Consider the following 16,971-nt stretch of genomic DNA (forward strand, 5'->3'; position numbering starts at 1 on the left):
ACGGCGTGCTTCTAACAATGCAAAGCCCCTTTTAACCAATTCCGCGCTCGATATGCCCCAACTGGAACTTGAATAAGAGATGTTTCATTCCCAGCATCTATTCCGTACAATTGATCACATGAATTTGTATCAAAACTAAGTAAAGGATGCCCGCCCATCCCCATCGCGGTCGCTGCAAAAACGAGTTTATGAACGAGTATACCTGCTTCCATTTGATGGATACGGTACCCTCTATAGCCTAATGCATTTGTATAATAATCTTTCTTTCCGACTACATGTAGGCAAAGTGGTACTTGAAAAAGGTTTACGTTATCCATCGTCATACTAGACTGAAGTGGGTAGCGAAGGTCTCCATATCGAATTGGTTGTATGGAATGTGTTTTACTGTTATAAGCGTAAGCTCCGTTTTCAATATTTTTCACGTTATAAAAACATCCATATAAGGAGACGCGTGTATTTTTATTTGTATACTTACCATCAAGGTCGTTGTAATAGGGGAAGGAGAGGCTCGCTTCTTGTAGTAAAGTAGCGAGCTCAGCTGCATCCCATTTCGTTAAAGTAAAGTCAGCATCAGGGGAATACCGTTTTCTGCAAAGTTGCAAGAAATCATAAGATAAACGCTCTACTTTCGGCAGTTGTACAGCATACTCATGATGTTGATAGTGCTCTTCATGAGCTAGTGTTTGGAAGTGTGCTGTCGATTCGATCATAGAAGCTTCATTTATTTTTGTTATCATCGGATATTCATCTACATGTTTTGAGCGAACGAAATGTTCATGTGCGAGCGGCGGAATTTGTTGCAACAACTCATGAGAAGTAACTGTTTTATTTTCACGGTAATCATTGTGAAACCAATTAGTTTCTGGCTCTGTACTTAAAGGAATAACGGCATACACACTTTCTTCACCTTCTGACAATCCGAGTAAATGGTTCAGTGCACGGTCTAGAAATTGAAAGTATACGCCGTTCGTATAACCGAACTGATTTGCACATTCTAGTAATTGTCCAATGAGAACCCCGCTATCTAATCCTTGAAGTCGATATGAAAAGTTATTGTATTTAAAGAAGTTTTTCCAAAACATAGTGGATACGAATGCAGCACCGAAACAATCCTGTATGTTACAGCGATTACCGAGTGCGTCTGCTAAATAAGAATCGAAATTTCCTTCGCGAAGTAAAATAAGTCGGTGATGCGCGGCGTCATAATGGTAAATGCCGTCTGGATAATCGTCAATCTTTAAATAGATATACAATTCATTCGGGTATAAGGCACCGCCTGAAGGAATGGATCTACGTAATACATTTCTCTCGCTATTTAGCTGACATAATTGTGTTACACCAAATGAATACCAAAGGTAGTGACCAATCTCATTTAGAGTAGGTGTAGTAGAAGAGTTCGATAAAGATAACGGGATTTCTAAGGAGAGCGGGATGGTAGGTACATTTCGATATAATTTATAAGGAAGCGGTGCGTCTTTCCAGTCCACCTCATGATTTGGCATAATTTCATCGATAGAGAAATGGAGATGATGTAAAAAAGTATCTAGCTGCATGAAATCCCTCCTTTACTATGGAAACGGATGTGGATGTGGATTTAATCTTTCATTTGTTAAAGGTTCGTCTGTATATCCAAGTGTCATCGGTACGGTATATACCCGGTCCAGTCCTGTAACCCGAGTAAGATGGTGTCCGAACGTCATCGGTAACATACCTGGAATAATAACTTTTACACAGTGTAGTCCGTTCTTTTCTATAAGGGGAACGGTTTGATCTACAACGATTACTTCAAGGTCAGATTGATGCAAACGATTTAAAAGTTGGTGGAGATCGGATGTTAAATCCATATCAAATGATTGTGATACATTTATTTCTTGGAACGTTTGCACCGGTGCATCTTCTCGTAAAAGGAAGTGAAGACGTTCTTCCGTTTCTTTCAATCCGTACAGCATACTATGGTCTTCCATTTTATTAACGAAATAAGGATCTTGTAAGCACTTTTCGTAGTATTCTCTTTTGTGCTCGAGCTCATCGTCTGTTATTAGTAACATGCCTGCTATTTCTTGAATGGCGCTTTTTAAGGCTCGAATAGGATCTAAATGAGCGCCTCCCGCACAAACAACGTTCATTCCATTTTCACGCGTATTTTTTGCAATTATCCATAAGCTCGGGATGCCGTGTTCCATCGTCGCATTAAAAGCGTGTAATTCATACCCGGTAATCGTACGTAACCGCTGGATCATTAATTGTAATTCTGTATCATTTGCTGAACTCAGATCAAGGCGGGGAAGAGGTAATTCTGCATACCAAGTGAGTAAGAAGGCATCACGCTCTACAATTTCTAAAATACCGTGAAAAATCGCTTCTTCTAAACTACCGCCAATTGCACATCCATTTGATGTTTCATACACGAAAGCATCTCGATGACCGAGGCTATAATAAGCAATTGATTCAGGAACTAAAAGCGGTCTGTTTTGTGATAAAGAATATCCCCATACCCAGTTTTGCTCATAATCAGGATCAAACGGCTTAAATGGAAAATTATCACGATTGTAATGTTCATTTGCATGTACACCGAGTGTGAGGGGATTTAGTGCATGTTCCTCTAAATCATGAAAACTACCATGCACATTTGTCTTTTTTCCGCGAGGCGACATACCGCAATATCGTTCTAAACCTTCTAAAATAGCAGTTGCTTCACTCACTGTAAATGAATGAGTTCGGCCTGCAACACCTTCATTTCCGAACATTAATGGCATGTTTATAATGACGTCAGCGAATGGTAATAATGAATGCTGCATTTTGCCGTTCAACATACCGACCCGATAATCTAAATAGTCTCGCGTTAAAAATGTGTTTAATTCATGAATGGAACGGCAGCGATACGTTTCGGTGCTTACTTTTAAACTCGGTTGTAAAGAAACTTCCGCCGCATCCGCAGTATCATCAGGTAAATTACTACATACAGGACAGAGAGGATCTGGAAGAAAAGAATGCCGCGTACATTGTAATGTTTGTAAGTTTAGTAAAATAAGTTCATTTTCTAAAGAAGAATGGTTATGAGTTAATATTTTTTCTGTTTCTGCGCAAATAAGATGGCACATTTGTAACATTCCATTTTGGGTGGCACGTACATCACGCCTCGTTACATTATCTGCTTTAAAGGCATATTTCCGTTGTAGTTCCCACATTTCTTTTTGATCAAAGCCAGCGATAAAACGGCGTCCATCAGAACAATGGGAACATCCGGGCGTAAGAGGATGAATGTAAGGACCGATAATACCTTCGCCAAATGAAGTAAAACCACGTAACCACGGAATATGATTTGACCGAAAAATTAGCTCAGCGTCATGATGAATAGTAGAAGGAGATCCGTCATGTAATACGAGAGCGAGATGAATATTTTCAGGAAGTTCTTCTGTAAGGGTATGCTGACGAATGATGGAATATTGTTTGCATAATTGATCATGTACATAGTCTGCAAGAAGGCCATCCCCTATAAGTAATATATTTTGAGTCATAGACCGTCCTCCTTTGCAATTAATACCCCATACACACCGTCTAAGTTTTCTTTCAAAAATGGTTCGATTGCTAAATCAAACACGAAGGGATAAAAATTATGTTCTTCTAAATGCTGTAAGGCAAGCTGTAAAGATTGCACACTTGGAATTTCTTCTTCCGCTTGTATTTCCACTCTAAAAGAATCCGTGTCATATAAAATAATAGATGATTCAGGCAAGATATTAGCTCTGTAAGGAGTCTCTTCACTTTGAATGTGTAGCAGTGATAGTTGTAGTGCGCTTCGTAACGCTAACGTCATATTAATATTAGATGCACCGTACCATCTATCATTTATACCAATCCAAATGACTGGAAAACTGAGAATCTCTTCACTCATTGCAATTTTAGGTGTTTCATGAATTGTAGCAAGAGCATCGTAATAAAATCTACAATGTTTATCGTGAATATCAGTTAAATCAATCGTTGTAAGTTCTTCTAGCATATGTGACTGTCGCTCATACAGTTTATTGTTTAAATGTTGTTGTAGTGCCCGGTAAAATCCTTCTGTCATCGTTTCTCCAGCACCGATACCGATATCGTTATGTTCAGGAATAAGGCGGTGAATGATTTCTGCTACATATGTTTCAATTCCTGTTAAACCGGCTTCTCGGCGTGCTTCATTATGAGTCAATCCACTGCAAGTCATAAGAGGCAGAAGGGGAGCTGGGCCATCTGATAGTGGAGTGGCTACTTGAATATAGCACTGTGATAACGGTAATTGATATGAATCTTGTTCATCCCATACATGGAATATACCGGCTTCTTTAGAAGTTAATGAGTCGAAAAAGCGGAATACATCAGTTGAAGTATGTTGGTTCGACCGATGCTCAAGTTTTTCAGAAAGATTTTCTATCGTATCAATTGTAAAACTTTCATCAGTTGCAAGAGGGTGTTTTATAAAAGGATGCCACGTTCCTTCAAGTGTTTCATAGTTTAATAAAAAGAATTGTGATTCTTTTTCACGATATGAATCATCCGCGACATGTTTAAACAATTCAAAAACGATTACATTTGCTAACATGGCAGATGTAATTTGTGAGAAGGAATCCGATGAATTTTCATTTTGCAAAGTCGTTTCATGTAGTCGATGCCATGCGGATTCCCAGCATTCATCACGGTTTTCCATTACGACAGGTCCAGCTATACCGAGTGTTGATAAACAAATAGCTGGTATAAAATTCTTTTTCGTTTCTCTACAAATAGTGTGAACTGTTTTTAAACCGTCAATGTCTCCGTTTTGAGAAACATATAAAATCCAATCAAAAGGTTCGAATACTTCATGCAAGGGACGGTCAATTGTAGTATCGATTTCTTGAAGGAGTACACTGTTATCAACTTCATATGCACGTTCTATTAGCTCATGTATTCTGTCATAGTTTGTTTCATCCCGATCTGTAACGAGGTAATAAAATGTAGGTAAACCAGATTCTAATAAAGAAGAAACTAAGGAAGTGAGCATATCCCCAGAACCAAGTACAAGGACATTTGCTCCGCGGTACGTTTCGAATTTTAAAGCACCTGAATGAGAATCGGCTTCTAAAAATTCAATTTGCGAAGCATATCTGTCGAGTAATGTACTGTTTAATTCATGAGGTGCATCTTGATTTGCATCACGAACGAAACCATTTTCATATAAAATCTCTCCAATTTCAAATACACGGTTTTGATAGGGGAGAGGGAGGCCATCGGTTATTTCGGCTAAAGAATAATTCCCGTTAAACATTGGCATTAATTTTTCAATCCAGTCATAAATTCCATCACCGTCCATACGAAATGAACTGGCGTTATTTCGAAAATAGACACCCCCGTTTGAATCGGGGAGGAAGAAAGTATCCTTATTTACTTTAAGTTTTGCATGAATTGGAAGGTTATTCATTTTAATCCTCCTTACGTTTAGGCATACATTATTACCTTATGTCATGAAATTTGTCCCGTATGAACACAATAAAAAAAGGCTGTAGAATGAATCATTCTACAGCCTTTAATAGATTTTTAATCTATCAACCTTCTAATAATAATGACTTTGGATCTTCAAGCATATCTTTAACAGCAACAAGGAAGCTAACTGCTTCTTTACCATCAACAATGCGGTGATCGTAAGATAAAGCAATGTACATCATTGGGCGGTTTTCCATACGCTCGTTATCAATTGCAACTGGGCGTACTTGGATTTTATGCATTCCTAAAATACCAACTTGAGGGCTATTTAGGATCGGTGTTGACATTAGAGAACCGAATACACCACCGTTTGTAATTGTAAATGTACCACCTTGTAGTTCTTTTAATGAAAGTTTGTTATCGCGTGCTTTTTTACCTAATTCACGAATTTCGCTTTCGATTTCAGCGAAGTTTAATTGGTTAGCATCGCGTACAACTGGAACAACTAATCCATCTGGAGCTGCTACTGCAATACCGATATCATAGAATTTTTTAATGATAAGCTCGTCACCTTGAATTTCAGCATTTAATAATGGGAATTGTTTTAATGCTGCAACAACTGCTTTTGTGAAGAATGACATGAAGCCAAGACGTACATCATGTTTTTTCTCGAAAGCATCTTTGCGTTCTTTACGTAATTCCATGATCGCACTCATATCAACTTCGTTAAATGTTGTTAACATTGCAGATGTTTGTTGAACTTCTACAAGACGTTTTGCAATTGTTTGACGGCGGCGGGACATTTTCACGCGCTCAACTGGTTTTTCGAATTCCGTTTTTGCAACTGGAGCAGGAGCTGGACTCTTTGGAGCAGCTGGTGCTTCTTTTGGTGCTGCAGCATGAGCTTGTACATCATGTGGTCTCACGCGTCCAAGTGGATCTGTACTACGTACGTCGTTTAAGTCGATTCCTAATTCACGAGCCATCTTTCTAGCAGCTGGTGATGCGATAGGACGGTTTGTATTTGGTAACCCTTGTAGTGTTGCAGTTTGCTCAGCACTTGGTGCCGCAGCTTTCGGTGCTTCAGCTGTTTCTTGTTTTGGTTGCTCAGCCACTGGTGCAGGTGTACTTACTGCAACTGGTGCTCCATTAGCATCTAAAATTGCGATAGTTGCGCCAACTTCAACTGTATCCCCAGGTTCGCCTAGTAACTTCGATACAATACCTGAATCTTCTGCAATGATTTCTACATTGACTTTATCAGTTTCAAGCTCAACAACGCTGCCACCTTTCTCAACTTTGTCGCCTACGTTGATAAGCCATTGTGAAATAGTTCCTTCAGTAATAGATTCTGCAAGCTCAGGTACTTTAATTTCGATCATTTTAAATGTCCTCCCCTTATTTGCCTAACGGTGTGTTTTTTCTTCTTTTGTCTTCGGTAATCTCCATTTGTTAGCCTGGCCTTGGGCAGAATATCTGCCCAAGGAACAAGCTAGAAACCTTCATTGTTACTTTTTAGTTGCTGTAAACTTCAATTTCTTGTTTATCTTGACGGAAGTTATACTTCACATCTAAAGCATGTGCAACAATTAGTTCTTGCTCAGCTTTGTGAGCGAATGGATCGCCGCCAGATGGACTAGAGCGATCAGGACGTCCAATGTAGCCTGTTTTCACTTTATCTCCAGCAAGTTCGAACAGAATTGGAGCCATGTAATGCCATGCACCCATATTACGAGGTTCTTCTTGAACCCAAATGATTTCTTCTAAGTTTTTAAAGCGTTTAATAATAGATTGAACTTTCTCAGCAGGGAATGGGTACAATTGCTCAATACGAACGACATGAACTTCGTCTAAGTTGTACTCATGTTTACCAGACTCGATTTCTGCTGCTAAGTCAATCGCCATTTTACCTGTGCTTAAAACAAGACGTTTTACTTTATTTGGTTTCATGCCAAGGTTTTCTTGTTCTAAAGCAGGTTGGAAACGTCCTTCGCTTAACTGACTAGCAGTTGAAAGCGTAAGTGGGTGACGTAATAAACTCTTCGGCGTCATCAATACTAATGGTCGAACAGCTTCTGTTCCTAAGATAGATGCTTGACGACGCAGGATATGGAAGTATTGTGCCGCACTCGTTAAGTTTGCAACTGTCCAGTTATTCTCAGCAGCTAGCTGTAAGAAACGCTCTGGACGTGCACTAGAGTGCTCTGGTCCTTGACCTTCATAACCGTGTGGTAATAGAAGAACTAAGCCAGATTTTTGACCCCATTTTGCTCTTCCAGCTGAAACATATTGATCAAATAATGCTTGCGCAGTATTTGAGAAGTCACCATATTGCGCTTCCCACATAACAAGAGTTTCTGGAGCGAATACGTTATAACCATATTCGTAACCAACAACAGCAGCCTCTGATAACGGACTGTTATGAACAGAGAACGATGCATTAATGTTTGGTAAGCGATGCAATGGTGAATATGTTTCGTTTGTATCAGTATCGTGTAATACGATATGACGGTGTGCGAATGTACCACGCTGTGAATCTTGACCAGTTAAACGAATTGGCGTACCTTCTTGTAAAATAGAAGCGAATGCTAACGATTCAGCAAGTGCCCATTCAATTTTACCATTTTCTTCAAGAGCATCTTTACGGCGCTCAAGAATTTTCTTCACTTTCGGATATACGTTAAATCCTTCCGGCCAAGATAGTAGACCTTCATTAATTGCACGAAGTGAGTCAATCTCAACACCAGTATCAATTGACTGAATACCTTTTGCAACAACATCTGGCACTTTAACGTGAATTGTTGCATCGCTCGTATCAGCTGGTGGTACTTGTGCATAGTCAGATTTTAATTGTTCTTGTGTAAACTGTGTAATTGTTTCAACCTCATCTGCATTTAGAACACCAGCAGCTTGTAATTGATCTGCATAAATTGCTCTTACAGTTGGATGGTTTTTAATTTTTTTGTACACTTGTGGTTGCGTAACTGCTGGATCATCCATTTCGTTATGACCGTAGCGGCGGTAACCAATTAAATCGATTAAGAAATCTTTTTTGAACAACATGCGATATTGAATTGCAAGGTTAGCAGCTGCAAGACAAGCTTCCGGATCATCAGCGTTCACGTGAACAATCGGAATATCGAAACCTTTTGCAAGGTCACTAGAATATTTCGTAGAACGAGAATCATAGCTATCAGTTGTAAAACCAACTGCATTGTTTGCGATAACATGAATCGTTCCGCCTGTTTGATACGCGTTCAATCTGCTTAAGTTGAGTGTCTCAGATACAATACCTTGACCAGGGAATGCAGCATCACCATGAACTAAAATTACGAATGATTTTGAAGTATCTTGATCTGGAAGACCAGATTTTTTACGATTCTCTTGAGCAGCACGTGCGAAACCTTCTACTACAGGATTCACGAACTCAAGATGACTCGGGTTATTTGCTAATGTCACGCGAGTGCTAACTTCTTCGTTACTAACGACTTGTTCTCTACCTAGGTGGTATTTCACATCGCCAGTCCAGCCAGAATTAGCCACTGCGCCTTCTATTTTTGCATGTTTGAACTCAGCAAACATGTGGCTATATGGTTTTTCTAATACGTGAGCAAGTACGCTTAGGCGACCGCGGTGAGCCATACCAATCATGACATCCTCAACGCCGTTTTTAGCACCTTCTAGAACAATTTCATCTAAAACAGGTACAAGCATATCAACGCCCTCGATAGAGAAACGTTTTTGCCCAACGAATGTTTTATGCAAGAATTGCTCGAAACCTTCAACAGCTGTTAAACGTTTTAAAAGAGCAGTTCGTTTTTTATTTGATAGTGGTTGACGCAATGAATTTGATTCCACCATTTGATGCAACCACGCGCGTTCTTCACTATCTTGTATATGAGAAAATTCATAAGCTAAAGATTTTGTATAAACGTCTTTTAATCTATGAATTACATCAAGTGCAGTGTGAATACCTTCTGGTGCATCTTGCCATACTGTTTTCGCTGGAATCGCTTTCAAGTCAGCATCGCTCAGTTCGCTCATTGCTTTCTCAAGAAGAGATTGTCCATTTGCAGCATCTTCCATCGGGTTGATGTGAGCCAACGTGTGCCCGAAAGAACGAATCTGCTCAACTAGTTGAACGACTTTAAGAATTTTTTCAATGTTACCTGTGTTTTGAGGAGAAAAATGTGTTGCTGTGTTGTCCCCTGTTACGACATCATCTTGAAACGAAGGAGCTCCAAAAATTTCAAAAAGCTCTTGTAATTCCGGATCAACAGAACCTGCTCCAGTTACGTAAAGATCATACTGTTCAATAACATAACCAAGGTTCGGACCGTGGAACTTGGCCCAAGGGTTTGTCGTTGTATTCTTCCTCGTCATTTGTTTAAACCTCCCAATGCATATAATCCTTTTCCATACAAAGGTGCATTTTGCTCTTTTTCAATAAGTAATGAATCAATAATCAATGTAAATGTTTTCTTTACTCTTATGTTATTACAATAATTTACATAATACCAAACACTATTACTTATCTGTTTTGTAAAAAAACATTCACAATAACTTATCACCCAAGTTAATCTTTCATGTTATAAAGTAATTTTACAGAAAAATGGGGTGGATATATTTGGTATGTCTATACTAATAGCTATAATTGTTGCATTTAAATATAGGTATAATAGTTAGAATGTTTCGATAAAATCAGTTTGAATTATGTATATTGAAATAATAAGCGCTTTCATAGATATTATACAACAATATAACGGAATATAGTATAAAAAATAAAAAATTATGAATTTATCGTAAACTTTATTTAGATAGTGTTAAATATTGAAAGGAAAGTGAAGGATTTCTACAAAAAAAGTTGCTAAACATAAAAAATGCTCCATAAACAGTTAGTTTCTATAAATATGACGAAAAACACCGTAAAACAAATAACGTATTTCGTGAAATAAAGAAATAAATGAAATATTTTAAAAGGATAAAACAAATATGGAGATATTAAATTTTAAAAAAAGAAGTGAGGAGATATAGTAACAGTTATTTACAGTGTTCCGTGTTTCGCTTCAAAATAGACGTGCTGAAATTGAAAAAAGTTTCTTCTATATAAATAGCGTGAATAATAATCAAAATATATGTAAAGGGAACTTGACGTAAAGTTTCCTTTACATATATACTCGGTATATGGAAGGAGGGAGAAATTTCCTTGGAAAATAAAATGGTCGAATACCGAAAAAAATTTGGACTATCTCAAGAAAAGTTGGCTGAGAAACTTGGAGTTTCCAGACAAACCATTATCTCAATTGAAAAAGGGAAATACGATCCATCACTTCCGCTAGCATTTGAAATAGCGAAAACATTTCAGACAACGATAGAACATGTATTTATTTATGAAGGAAAAGAAGAGGGGGAATAGGGATGGATTATTCACAAAAGTACTTTGTAATTATGGGGATTATTTTTCTATTTATGAGTGGATTTATGATATTAACAGGTATAATGACGCATTCTGCACCGCCAACCATAACGTATCCATTGCTTGGGATTATGATTATGAGTTTCTGTCTAAGCTACTTGCACCCACAATTTAAAGAAAAAGACGAGCGAATGAAACTTATTCGTTATAAGGGAATGTTTGTAACCTTTTTTGCATTAACGGCATATTATCTTCTTTTCTCTATCGGCTTAAACTTAAAAATACTTACACTTTCTGCTACTGAATTATTAAATATACTTATGGCACTTACAATGAGTACAGTTTTTATCTCATTTGTTGTTTTATCAAAAAGATATTAAGATGGAAGAGAGAAAGGAAGATTAACATATGCAAATGATGTATGCTTTTGGCATTGGGCTTGTATTATTTTTAGCTGTATTCTTATTTATTCGTAAAGACGTTCAAGGCGGGACGTTAACGAAACGAGGATTTTATAAATTAATCGCCTGTTTAGTTGTTATGCTTATAGCGATTATTGTAATGATCGTTTTAATAAGTCAGTCACTATAGAATGTAAAAACGGAACCTTACTTCGGTAAGGTTTTTCTTTATTATTAAACCTAAAAAATACCATTAAATCCATTTGTTGTAAATAACTTATGTTATATAATCCAATGAAATGATAGATAAGGAGTGTAGTATATGAATAAAAAAACTATCTTCTATTTATTAACTTGTCTACTACTTGTAGCTAGTACTCCTTATATAATATGTAACAAAAGAGAACAAGTGCCACCTATATTAGTATGGGACGAACAAGAATATTATGTTACGAATGAACCTGCCAAAGTAGAAGAAGTTGGGCGAAAACTTGGCGAAGTAACAAGGGAAATTAAAACAAGTAAAAAACCTACTAAAAATAGAGAATCTAATACATTACAAGAGAAAACAGAAGTATTCACAATGATTGAGGAAGAAAAAAGTGAATATCCGCCTTTAATCATAAAGGAAGCTTATAGTGATGAATATAGGGTAGTGAGGCCGATGTCGAAGCAGGTATTGTGATGAAAAGGAGAATCTTTTGTAGACAGTAATTTAGTATTCGTGGTCGTTAAGAAAAATATTTGTCTTTTCCTCCTATCGGTGCCGTTTACATTTTGATGAATAGAGGAGCAATGCAAAAGAGAGATTTCATTTTATATTTATTATTTACTGCTATTAATATATCGCTTTGGTTATCGTTTATGATTTTTGATTGGAGTATGTGGATGGTAGTAGGGCATTATTTGTTTGGAGCAGTTGTTATTGTTTTTTCGAATATGAATAAGAGCTAAGCCAGCAACCTTAAAGTTGCTGGTTTTTATTTTGCTATTTATAATGAAGAAACAAATTTTTAATAGAGAGTAGTGGGCGTTATGAGATGGAAAGAGGGAACGTTTGAAAAAATAGACACGAATGACTCATCTGTTGAGCAACTTATAAACACGTTTAAGGAACAAAACTTAATTGGTGGAACAATAATAAGCTGTTTTAAAGTGCATAACGAAAATTTTTTTAAAGAAATACCACATTCGAAAGATGGACATGAGCACTTCTTTAGAAGAATCTTCAACTCTTTAGACATAATCAATAACTTAGAAGAGTTAAAAATACATACATCAGACAAATATAAGTTTCGTTTTAAAGAGCAGCTGGCAGTTATGCTTGATGGTAGCATTGCTGCGCAAATTTTGTGGGGCGGAGCATATGAAGGGTTTAAGGAACGACCAGTTATCGCAAAACAATTAGCAGTCAATGTATGTCAATATATGTTCCAAGATCGATACGAAGATATTAAAGTGTTCGAAAGCTATCGCCCTTGGACAGATTGGTTTTACGATGTTGCGTGGGATGTTACTTGGATGGTGTTAGATAGTAGGGAACAGAAAATGTGGTTCATTTGTGCTACGGATACAGATTGATAGAAGAGGGCCTTGTAGGAATGCTGCAAGGCCCTTTATCTTTTGGGAATTAATAGAAAACGAATCATATAAATGCTATACTAAAAAATGTTTGTAATGTCAGTTTCATAATATTGTATGATGCTGACTTACTAGAAAAGATAAGAGGAGAATGAGCGTGCAAAAGATAAAGAAATTATTGCTATTAATGATGGTAGTAGGATTAACAGCAGGTGTTTTAGCAGGGTGTGCAAATCCGAAAGATACTACAGAAGAATTTTTAACAGCGATACAAAAAGGTGATATAGAAAAAGCTCGTACATTTGTTGAGAGTGACAAGGAATTTAATAAACTAAATGAAAAAACAGATGATGCTGAGGCAAAAGCAATGCTAAGTGCAATTACAAAGAACTTTAAATTTGAAAAGCTAGAAGAAGTATCGAAAAAGGATGACAAAGCAGAAGTGAAAGTGAAAATTACATCTGCTGATCTATCCGTTGCTGTAACAAAAGCAGTGGGAGAAGTTATGCCAATGGCCTTCGCTAGCGCATTTAGCGAAGACAAAGAACAATCTGAAAAAGCGATCGAAAAAACAATGACCTCAACTATCATCAAAAACTTAACGGATAAAGATGCAGCAATGGCAACTCGCGAAGTTACATTGAACTTAAAGAAAGACAAAGATGGCGACTATAAAATCGTTGCTGACGATAACTTGAAAGAAGTATTGTTTGCCAATGCAAAGTCTTTGGAGAAGATGTTTGGTGGGAAGTAATTGAATGAGATAAAAAAGAGACACTATATCACGTAGAAGGTTGATATGGTGTCTCTTTTTTATATGACCCCGGAGAGGCTCGAACTCACGACCTCCACCCTGTCAAGGTGGCGCTCTCCCTGCTGAGCTACGGGATCCCAACTATAAATGTTACCATCAGCAATGTATTTTCATTTCATTCGTGTAATCGGAGGATTTGTACAATTTGTTGGGTATTGTAACATTTGATGTATTCCTATAATAGCAACAAACTTTAATGGTGTAAAGATGTAATTTTCTGAATATTTATATTCTAATTTTTGTATAAAAAAATAAGCCCCGAAGAGCTTATTTTAATAATAATATCAACGCAATTATCAATGATATTTTCAAAAATACAATCATAAATAATGGAGCTTGTTCATAAGCTATCGTCCTGTAACTGTCATTCCTGCTGTGTAAATTGTATCAATAGAACCGTCAGCGCCTTTTATTTCGACTTTATAACGATATGTTCCATCCTCATAAATATCATCGCCATATCCTGTGAAAGTTGCAATTTCATCATTGCTTCCAGCTGGGACCCATTGATTTTGCCAACGGAAGTTGGTTTCAAATTCTCCCCATCTATCGCCATATTTCTTTTCAAGGCTGACATTGTAATGAATTTCTTCAGCTCGGTCATTTGTAATTCTTGCAATTACGCTGTTACCAAAAGTAACTTGTGTAGAGTGTACCTGAACTGTAACACCGTTCACCGTTTCACCAGGACCACAAATGTAATGACAACCATCCCATTCGTCAGCATGTGCTTTTGGTGTTTCAATGTTCATAACCGTTAAACCGCCTAAAGCTAAAGCTCCTGTTAATAATACTTTACTAAATGTTTTCACTTGAAATTCCCCCTAAGTATATTCTCAATTCGTTCCATAGATATCACATTAAGTAGTTTTATAACATTAATCTAATCGAACGCTTTTTTTCTCGAGTGTATTCGCTATGAATCTTTCATCTAGTAGTAATCTAACCTCTACATATAATTTCATAGTTTTGATTCCATATATGTATCATGATTTACATAGAGCAAATCTGTTAATACGTTTTGGTTATTTGCTTATCCCACTACTCTTTATTACCTTTTATTGGTAAAACGTTGATTTTATTATATACCATTATTATCTATTTACAAGAGAAAACAATACTGTATGCAAAAATGCATAATAAAAAACACTACTTGTATTCTGAATTACAGAATACAAGTAGTGTTGGGTTTCAATTAATATTTGAGTGGAACTTAATGCTAATTTTTTATGCTTAACAGTATACATATATCATCGTTTATTAAAGTCATAATTGATAAACCTTGTCCAGGGGACGCTCTTCCTGCTGAGCTACAGAATCTTCAAAAGGGAAAGTATAAGCGATTATGCTAGTAATGGAGGGATAATGATAAGAAGAAAATTCAGTAAAAAGTAGTTTTTGAATGTAGCTGTTATATTATTTCCGGTATTTATCTAAAGGATTTTCATCGCTTAAATCAACAATTAAAGGGCATAAAAATAACAGTGGTAAAGCGGCGTTAGCTTGATGAAAAGTATCATTAGACATATATTGCCTCCCAAAACAATACGGACAATCTTTTTCAAATGTCACGAGTATTGACCATACATCTTTTACTTTCCACTTCGTTTTACAATACGTACAACGCGCCATTGAGTTCCTCCTCAGTTTAAGGTGTTTTCTAATATATTCTACTTTATTGTACGAAAGTCATTTGAATTTGATGTGGTAAAATGCAAAACAAGCCTAACCTCGTTCTACATTCAGGGAGGGGTTAAGCTTGTTTTAATTCCGTTCAATGTCTCTTTGTATCAGGCTGTTTATACATTGCCTAGATAGCTTCGTGTTAAATTCGGGAGAATAATTTTTCCATCTTTACTGTATTTTTCGAATAGCTCTGATAGGAGAAAAATAAAGTTTTTATACTGTTCGTCATTTTCTTTCGGAGCATAAGATGCTGATAAATTCCTTCCCCAAAACCCTTCATAATCAAAAAGTAAATCATTTTGATATTCTTTAAAATCATACTTTCCATCTTTAAAAAAGTTGTTAAATACTTCTGGAGTTTCATCTATTCCACCGCTAAAGCCTTTAAAGTTTGGACAGGTTTTCTGGCAAATTTCTGCATTCTCTTTAATAAGTGGACTAGTTAAATCTCTACTATTCCAAACAAGTGCAACATTTGCTTTTTGTTTTAAAATTCGTTGGCATTCGATTTTGAAAGCCTCTTTATCAAACCAATGAAATGCTTGGGCAACAGTTACTAAATCTACACTATTTTCTTTTAAAGTGGTATTTTCAGCAGTTGCTTTTATGGATTGAAAACGAGAATATAGTTTTAATGATTGCTCAGCCATCTTTCTCATATCATCATTTGGCTCAACTCCAATAACATGTAAACCACTTTCAAGCAGCTGGTGGCTAAATATCCCCGTACCTGAACCAATATCAGCCACAATCCGATTCCCTTTCAGTTGGTTAGCTGAAAGCAAGTAATCAATATATTCATTAGGATAACTAGGGCGATATTTTGCATATATATCGGCCCTGTCAGTAAAATTTTCTGTTGTTTTCACAGTACTACCTTCTTTCTTACGATATGATGTACAGAAATAGAAATTAAATATGAATTCAGGCATCAGTCTTTAAGTCTACAACTTAAGAATCCAGCTAAATAGAGGGCCTCAGTTTCTTTATTCAAATATCCTTTATCCGTTTAGTATACTATTTTAGATAATATCTTCCAAAAGACTAGAATGGCTTACTCAATTATGTTTTAAAGTGTATATTTTTATGGATTTATTTAATAATTTATGAGCGATTGTATGTCGTATTACGTTTACGTAGGTAAGAGATTTTCATTTTTGCTATTTAAATTGGCCAATATATCCTTTTTACAATTTACTGAAAATCATGTATAACAGAGATACATGATTATTTTATCTCGCTATTTGCGGGCAGTAAGATCCCTTACCTCGAAATTCAGCAAAAGTAAAGAAGTTAGGTTCGGGTCGGAATGCCCGTAAAAGTCCGATTCGTGAGGGTTGATGAAAGTTTCACTTTATAAATATTCAGAAGTAGAGGGAGAAAAGTTGTAATGGTAAGAAAAACGTTCAAGATGCGCGTGTCTAAAAATAGAACGATTTCGATTAATGGATCGATTCTTGATGTGGATGTTACACATGATGAATTTTTACAAGAGTTTGTTGAGTGGATCGATTCTAAAGGTTGGTCGTTTATGGGAATAACAGATGAGATTACGCCCGAGGAAGCTAGTCAAAAGTTAATAGATTCGTTGATTGATGAGAAGGATAAGAAAGAGTAATTCCTTCTTATTTTTATTG

Annotated in this window: 15 protein-coding genes, 1 tRNA gene and 1 pseudogene; 8 read left to right on the top strand and 9 right to left on the bottom strand. The window is 36.5% G+C overall.

Annotation, left to right across the window (positions count from 1 at the left end):
• Positions 1–11 precede the first annotated feature (11 nt).
• The 5 genes from GD442_RS06160 to odhA all read right to left on the bottom strand — a co-directional run bounded on the left by GD442_RS06160 (position 12) and on the right by odhA (position 9,819).
• On the bottom strand, positions 12–1,553 hold the full coding sequence (locus tag GD442_RS06160) for a SagB family peptide dehydrogenase (RefSeq protein ID WP_001175550.1): 1,542 nt from the start codon (positions 1,551–1,553) through the stop codon (positions 12–14).
• Between the two features lie 15 nt (positions 1,554–1,568).
• Positions 1,569–3,518 (bottom strand): TOMM precursor leader peptide-binding protein, encoded by a 1,950-nt coding sequence (locus GD442_RS06165; RefSeq protein ID WP_000192990.1) that lies wholly within the window; start codon positions 3,516–3,518, stop codon positions 1,569–1,571.
• Positions 3,515–5,434 carry a putative thiazole-containing bacteriocin maturation protein gene (locus GD442_RS06170; protein ID WP_001061566.1) on the bottom strand — a complete coding sequence of 640 codons (1,920 nt, stop codon included), beginning with the start codon at positions 5,432–5,434 and terminating at the stop codon, positions 3,515–3,517. Before GD442_RS06170 ends, GD442_RS06165 begins: the two co-directional genes overlap by 4 nt.
• A 124-nt stretch (positions 5,435–5,558) precedes the next feature.
• Positions 5,559–6,818 (bottom strand): 2-oxoglutarate dehydrogenase complex dihydrolipoyllysine-residue succinyltransferase, encoded by a 1,260-nt coding sequence (gene odhB, locus GD442_RS06175; RefSeq protein ID WP_000569922.1) that lies wholly within the window; start codon positions 6,816–6,818, stop codon positions 5,559–5,561.
• Between the two features lie 133 nt (positions 6,819–6,951).
• Complete coding sequence (odhA, locus tag GD442_RS06180) at positions 6,952–9,819, bottom strand: 2-oxoglutarate dehydrogenase E1 component (RefSeq protein WP_000197161.1); 2,868 nt, start codon at positions 9,817–9,819, stop codon at positions 6,952–6,954.
• Positions 9,820–10,642: 823 nt separating this feature from the next.
• On the opposite strand from odhA, the gene GD442_RS06185 reads away from it, so the two are divergent.
• The 7 genes and pseudogenes from GD442_RS06185 to GD442_RS06215 all read left to right on the top strand — a co-directional run bounded on the left by GD442_RS06185 (position 10,643) and on the right by GD442_RS06215 (position 13,588).
• The gene (locus GD442_RS06185) at positions 10,643–10,852 is read left to right on the top strand and encodes a helix-turn-helix transcriptional regulator (protein WP_000428506.1); all 210 of its coding nucleotides are present in this window, start codon (positions 10,643–10,645) and stop codon (positions 10,850–10,852) included.
• Between the two features lie 2 nt (positions 10,853–10,854).
• Positions 10,855–11,232, top strand: a complete 378-nt coding sequence (locus GD442_RS06190) for a hypothetical protein (RefSeq protein WP_000386635.1) — start codon at positions 10,855–10,857, stop codon at positions 11,230–11,232.
• Between the two features lie 28 nt (positions 11,233–11,260).
• Positions 11,261–11,443 (top strand): DUF3976 domain-containing protein, encoded by a 183-nt coding sequence (locus GD442_RS06195; protein ID WP_001178291.1) that lies wholly within the window; start codon positions 11,261–11,263, stop codon positions 11,441–11,443.
• A 132-nt stretch (positions 11,444–11,575) separates the two neighbouring features.
• The gene (locus GD442_RS06200) at positions 11,576–11,938 is read left to right on the top strand and encodes a hypothetical protein (RefSeq protein ID WP_001036579.1); all 363 of its coding nucleotides are present in this window, start codon (positions 11,576–11,578) and stop codon (positions 11,936–11,938) included.
• A gap of 55 nt (positions 11,939–11,993) precedes the next feature.
• Positions 11,994–12,207 (top strand): annotated as a pseudogene (locus GD442_RS06205) (hypothetical protein).
• Between the two features lie 81 nt (positions 12,208–12,288).
• Positions 12,289–12,834, top strand: coding sequence for a hypothetical protein (locus GD442_RS06210; protein ID WP_001267333.1), 546 nt, complete (start codon positions 12,289–12,291; stop codon positions 12,832–12,834).
• Positions 12,835–12,991: 157 nt separating this feature from the next.
• Positions 12,992–13,588 (top strand): hypothetical protein, encoded by a 597-nt coding sequence (locus GD442_RS06215; RefSeq protein WP_001169480.1) that lies wholly within the window; start codon positions 12,992–12,994, stop codon positions 13,586–13,588.
• 64 nt (positions 13,589–13,652) lie between these two features.
• Here the strand turns inward: GD442_RS06215 and GD442_RS06220 are convergent.
• The 4 genes from GD442_RS06220 to GD442_RS06235 all read right to left on the bottom strand — a co-directional run bounded on the left by GD442_RS06220 (position 13,653) and on the right by GD442_RS06235 (position 16,203).
• Positions 13,653–13,725, bottom strand: a tRNA-Val gene (locus tag GD442_RS06220).
• A 270-nt stretch (positions 13,726–13,995) separates the two neighbouring features.
• Positions 13,996–14,460: a hypothetical protein gene (locus tag GD442_RS06225; protein ID WP_000847516.1), complete on the bottom strand. Its 465-nt coding sequence runs from the start codon at positions 14,458–14,460 to the stop codon at positions 13,996–13,998.
• A gap of 604 nt (positions 14,461–15,064) precedes the next feature.
• On the bottom strand, positions 15,065–15,280 hold the full coding sequence (locus GD442_RS06230; protein ID WP_000090222.1) for a hypothetical protein: 216 nt from the start codon (positions 15,278–15,280) through the stop codon (positions 15,065–15,067).
• Positions 15,281–15,447: 167 nt separating this feature from the next.
• Positions 15,448–16,203, bottom strand: coding sequence for a class I SAM-dependent methyltransferase (locus GD442_RS06235; protein WP_000858662.1), 756 nt, complete (start codon positions 16,201–16,203; stop codon positions 15,448–15,450).
• 521 nt (positions 16,204–16,724) lie between these two features.
• Between GD442_RS06235 and GD442_RS06240 the strand changes: the two genes are divergently transcribed.
• Positions 16,725–16,952, top strand: a complete 228-nt coding sequence (locus tag GD442_RS06240; RefSeq protein WP_000251854.1) for a hypothetical protein — start codon at positions 16,725–16,727, stop codon at positions 16,950–16,952.
• Positions 16,953–16,971 lie beyond the last annotated feature (19 nt).

It is taken from the genome of Bacillus sp. A260 (genome assembly GCF_009861435.1).
GTDB lineage: Bacteria > Bacillota > Bacilli > Bacillales > Bacillaceae_G > Bacillus_A > Bacillus_A cereus.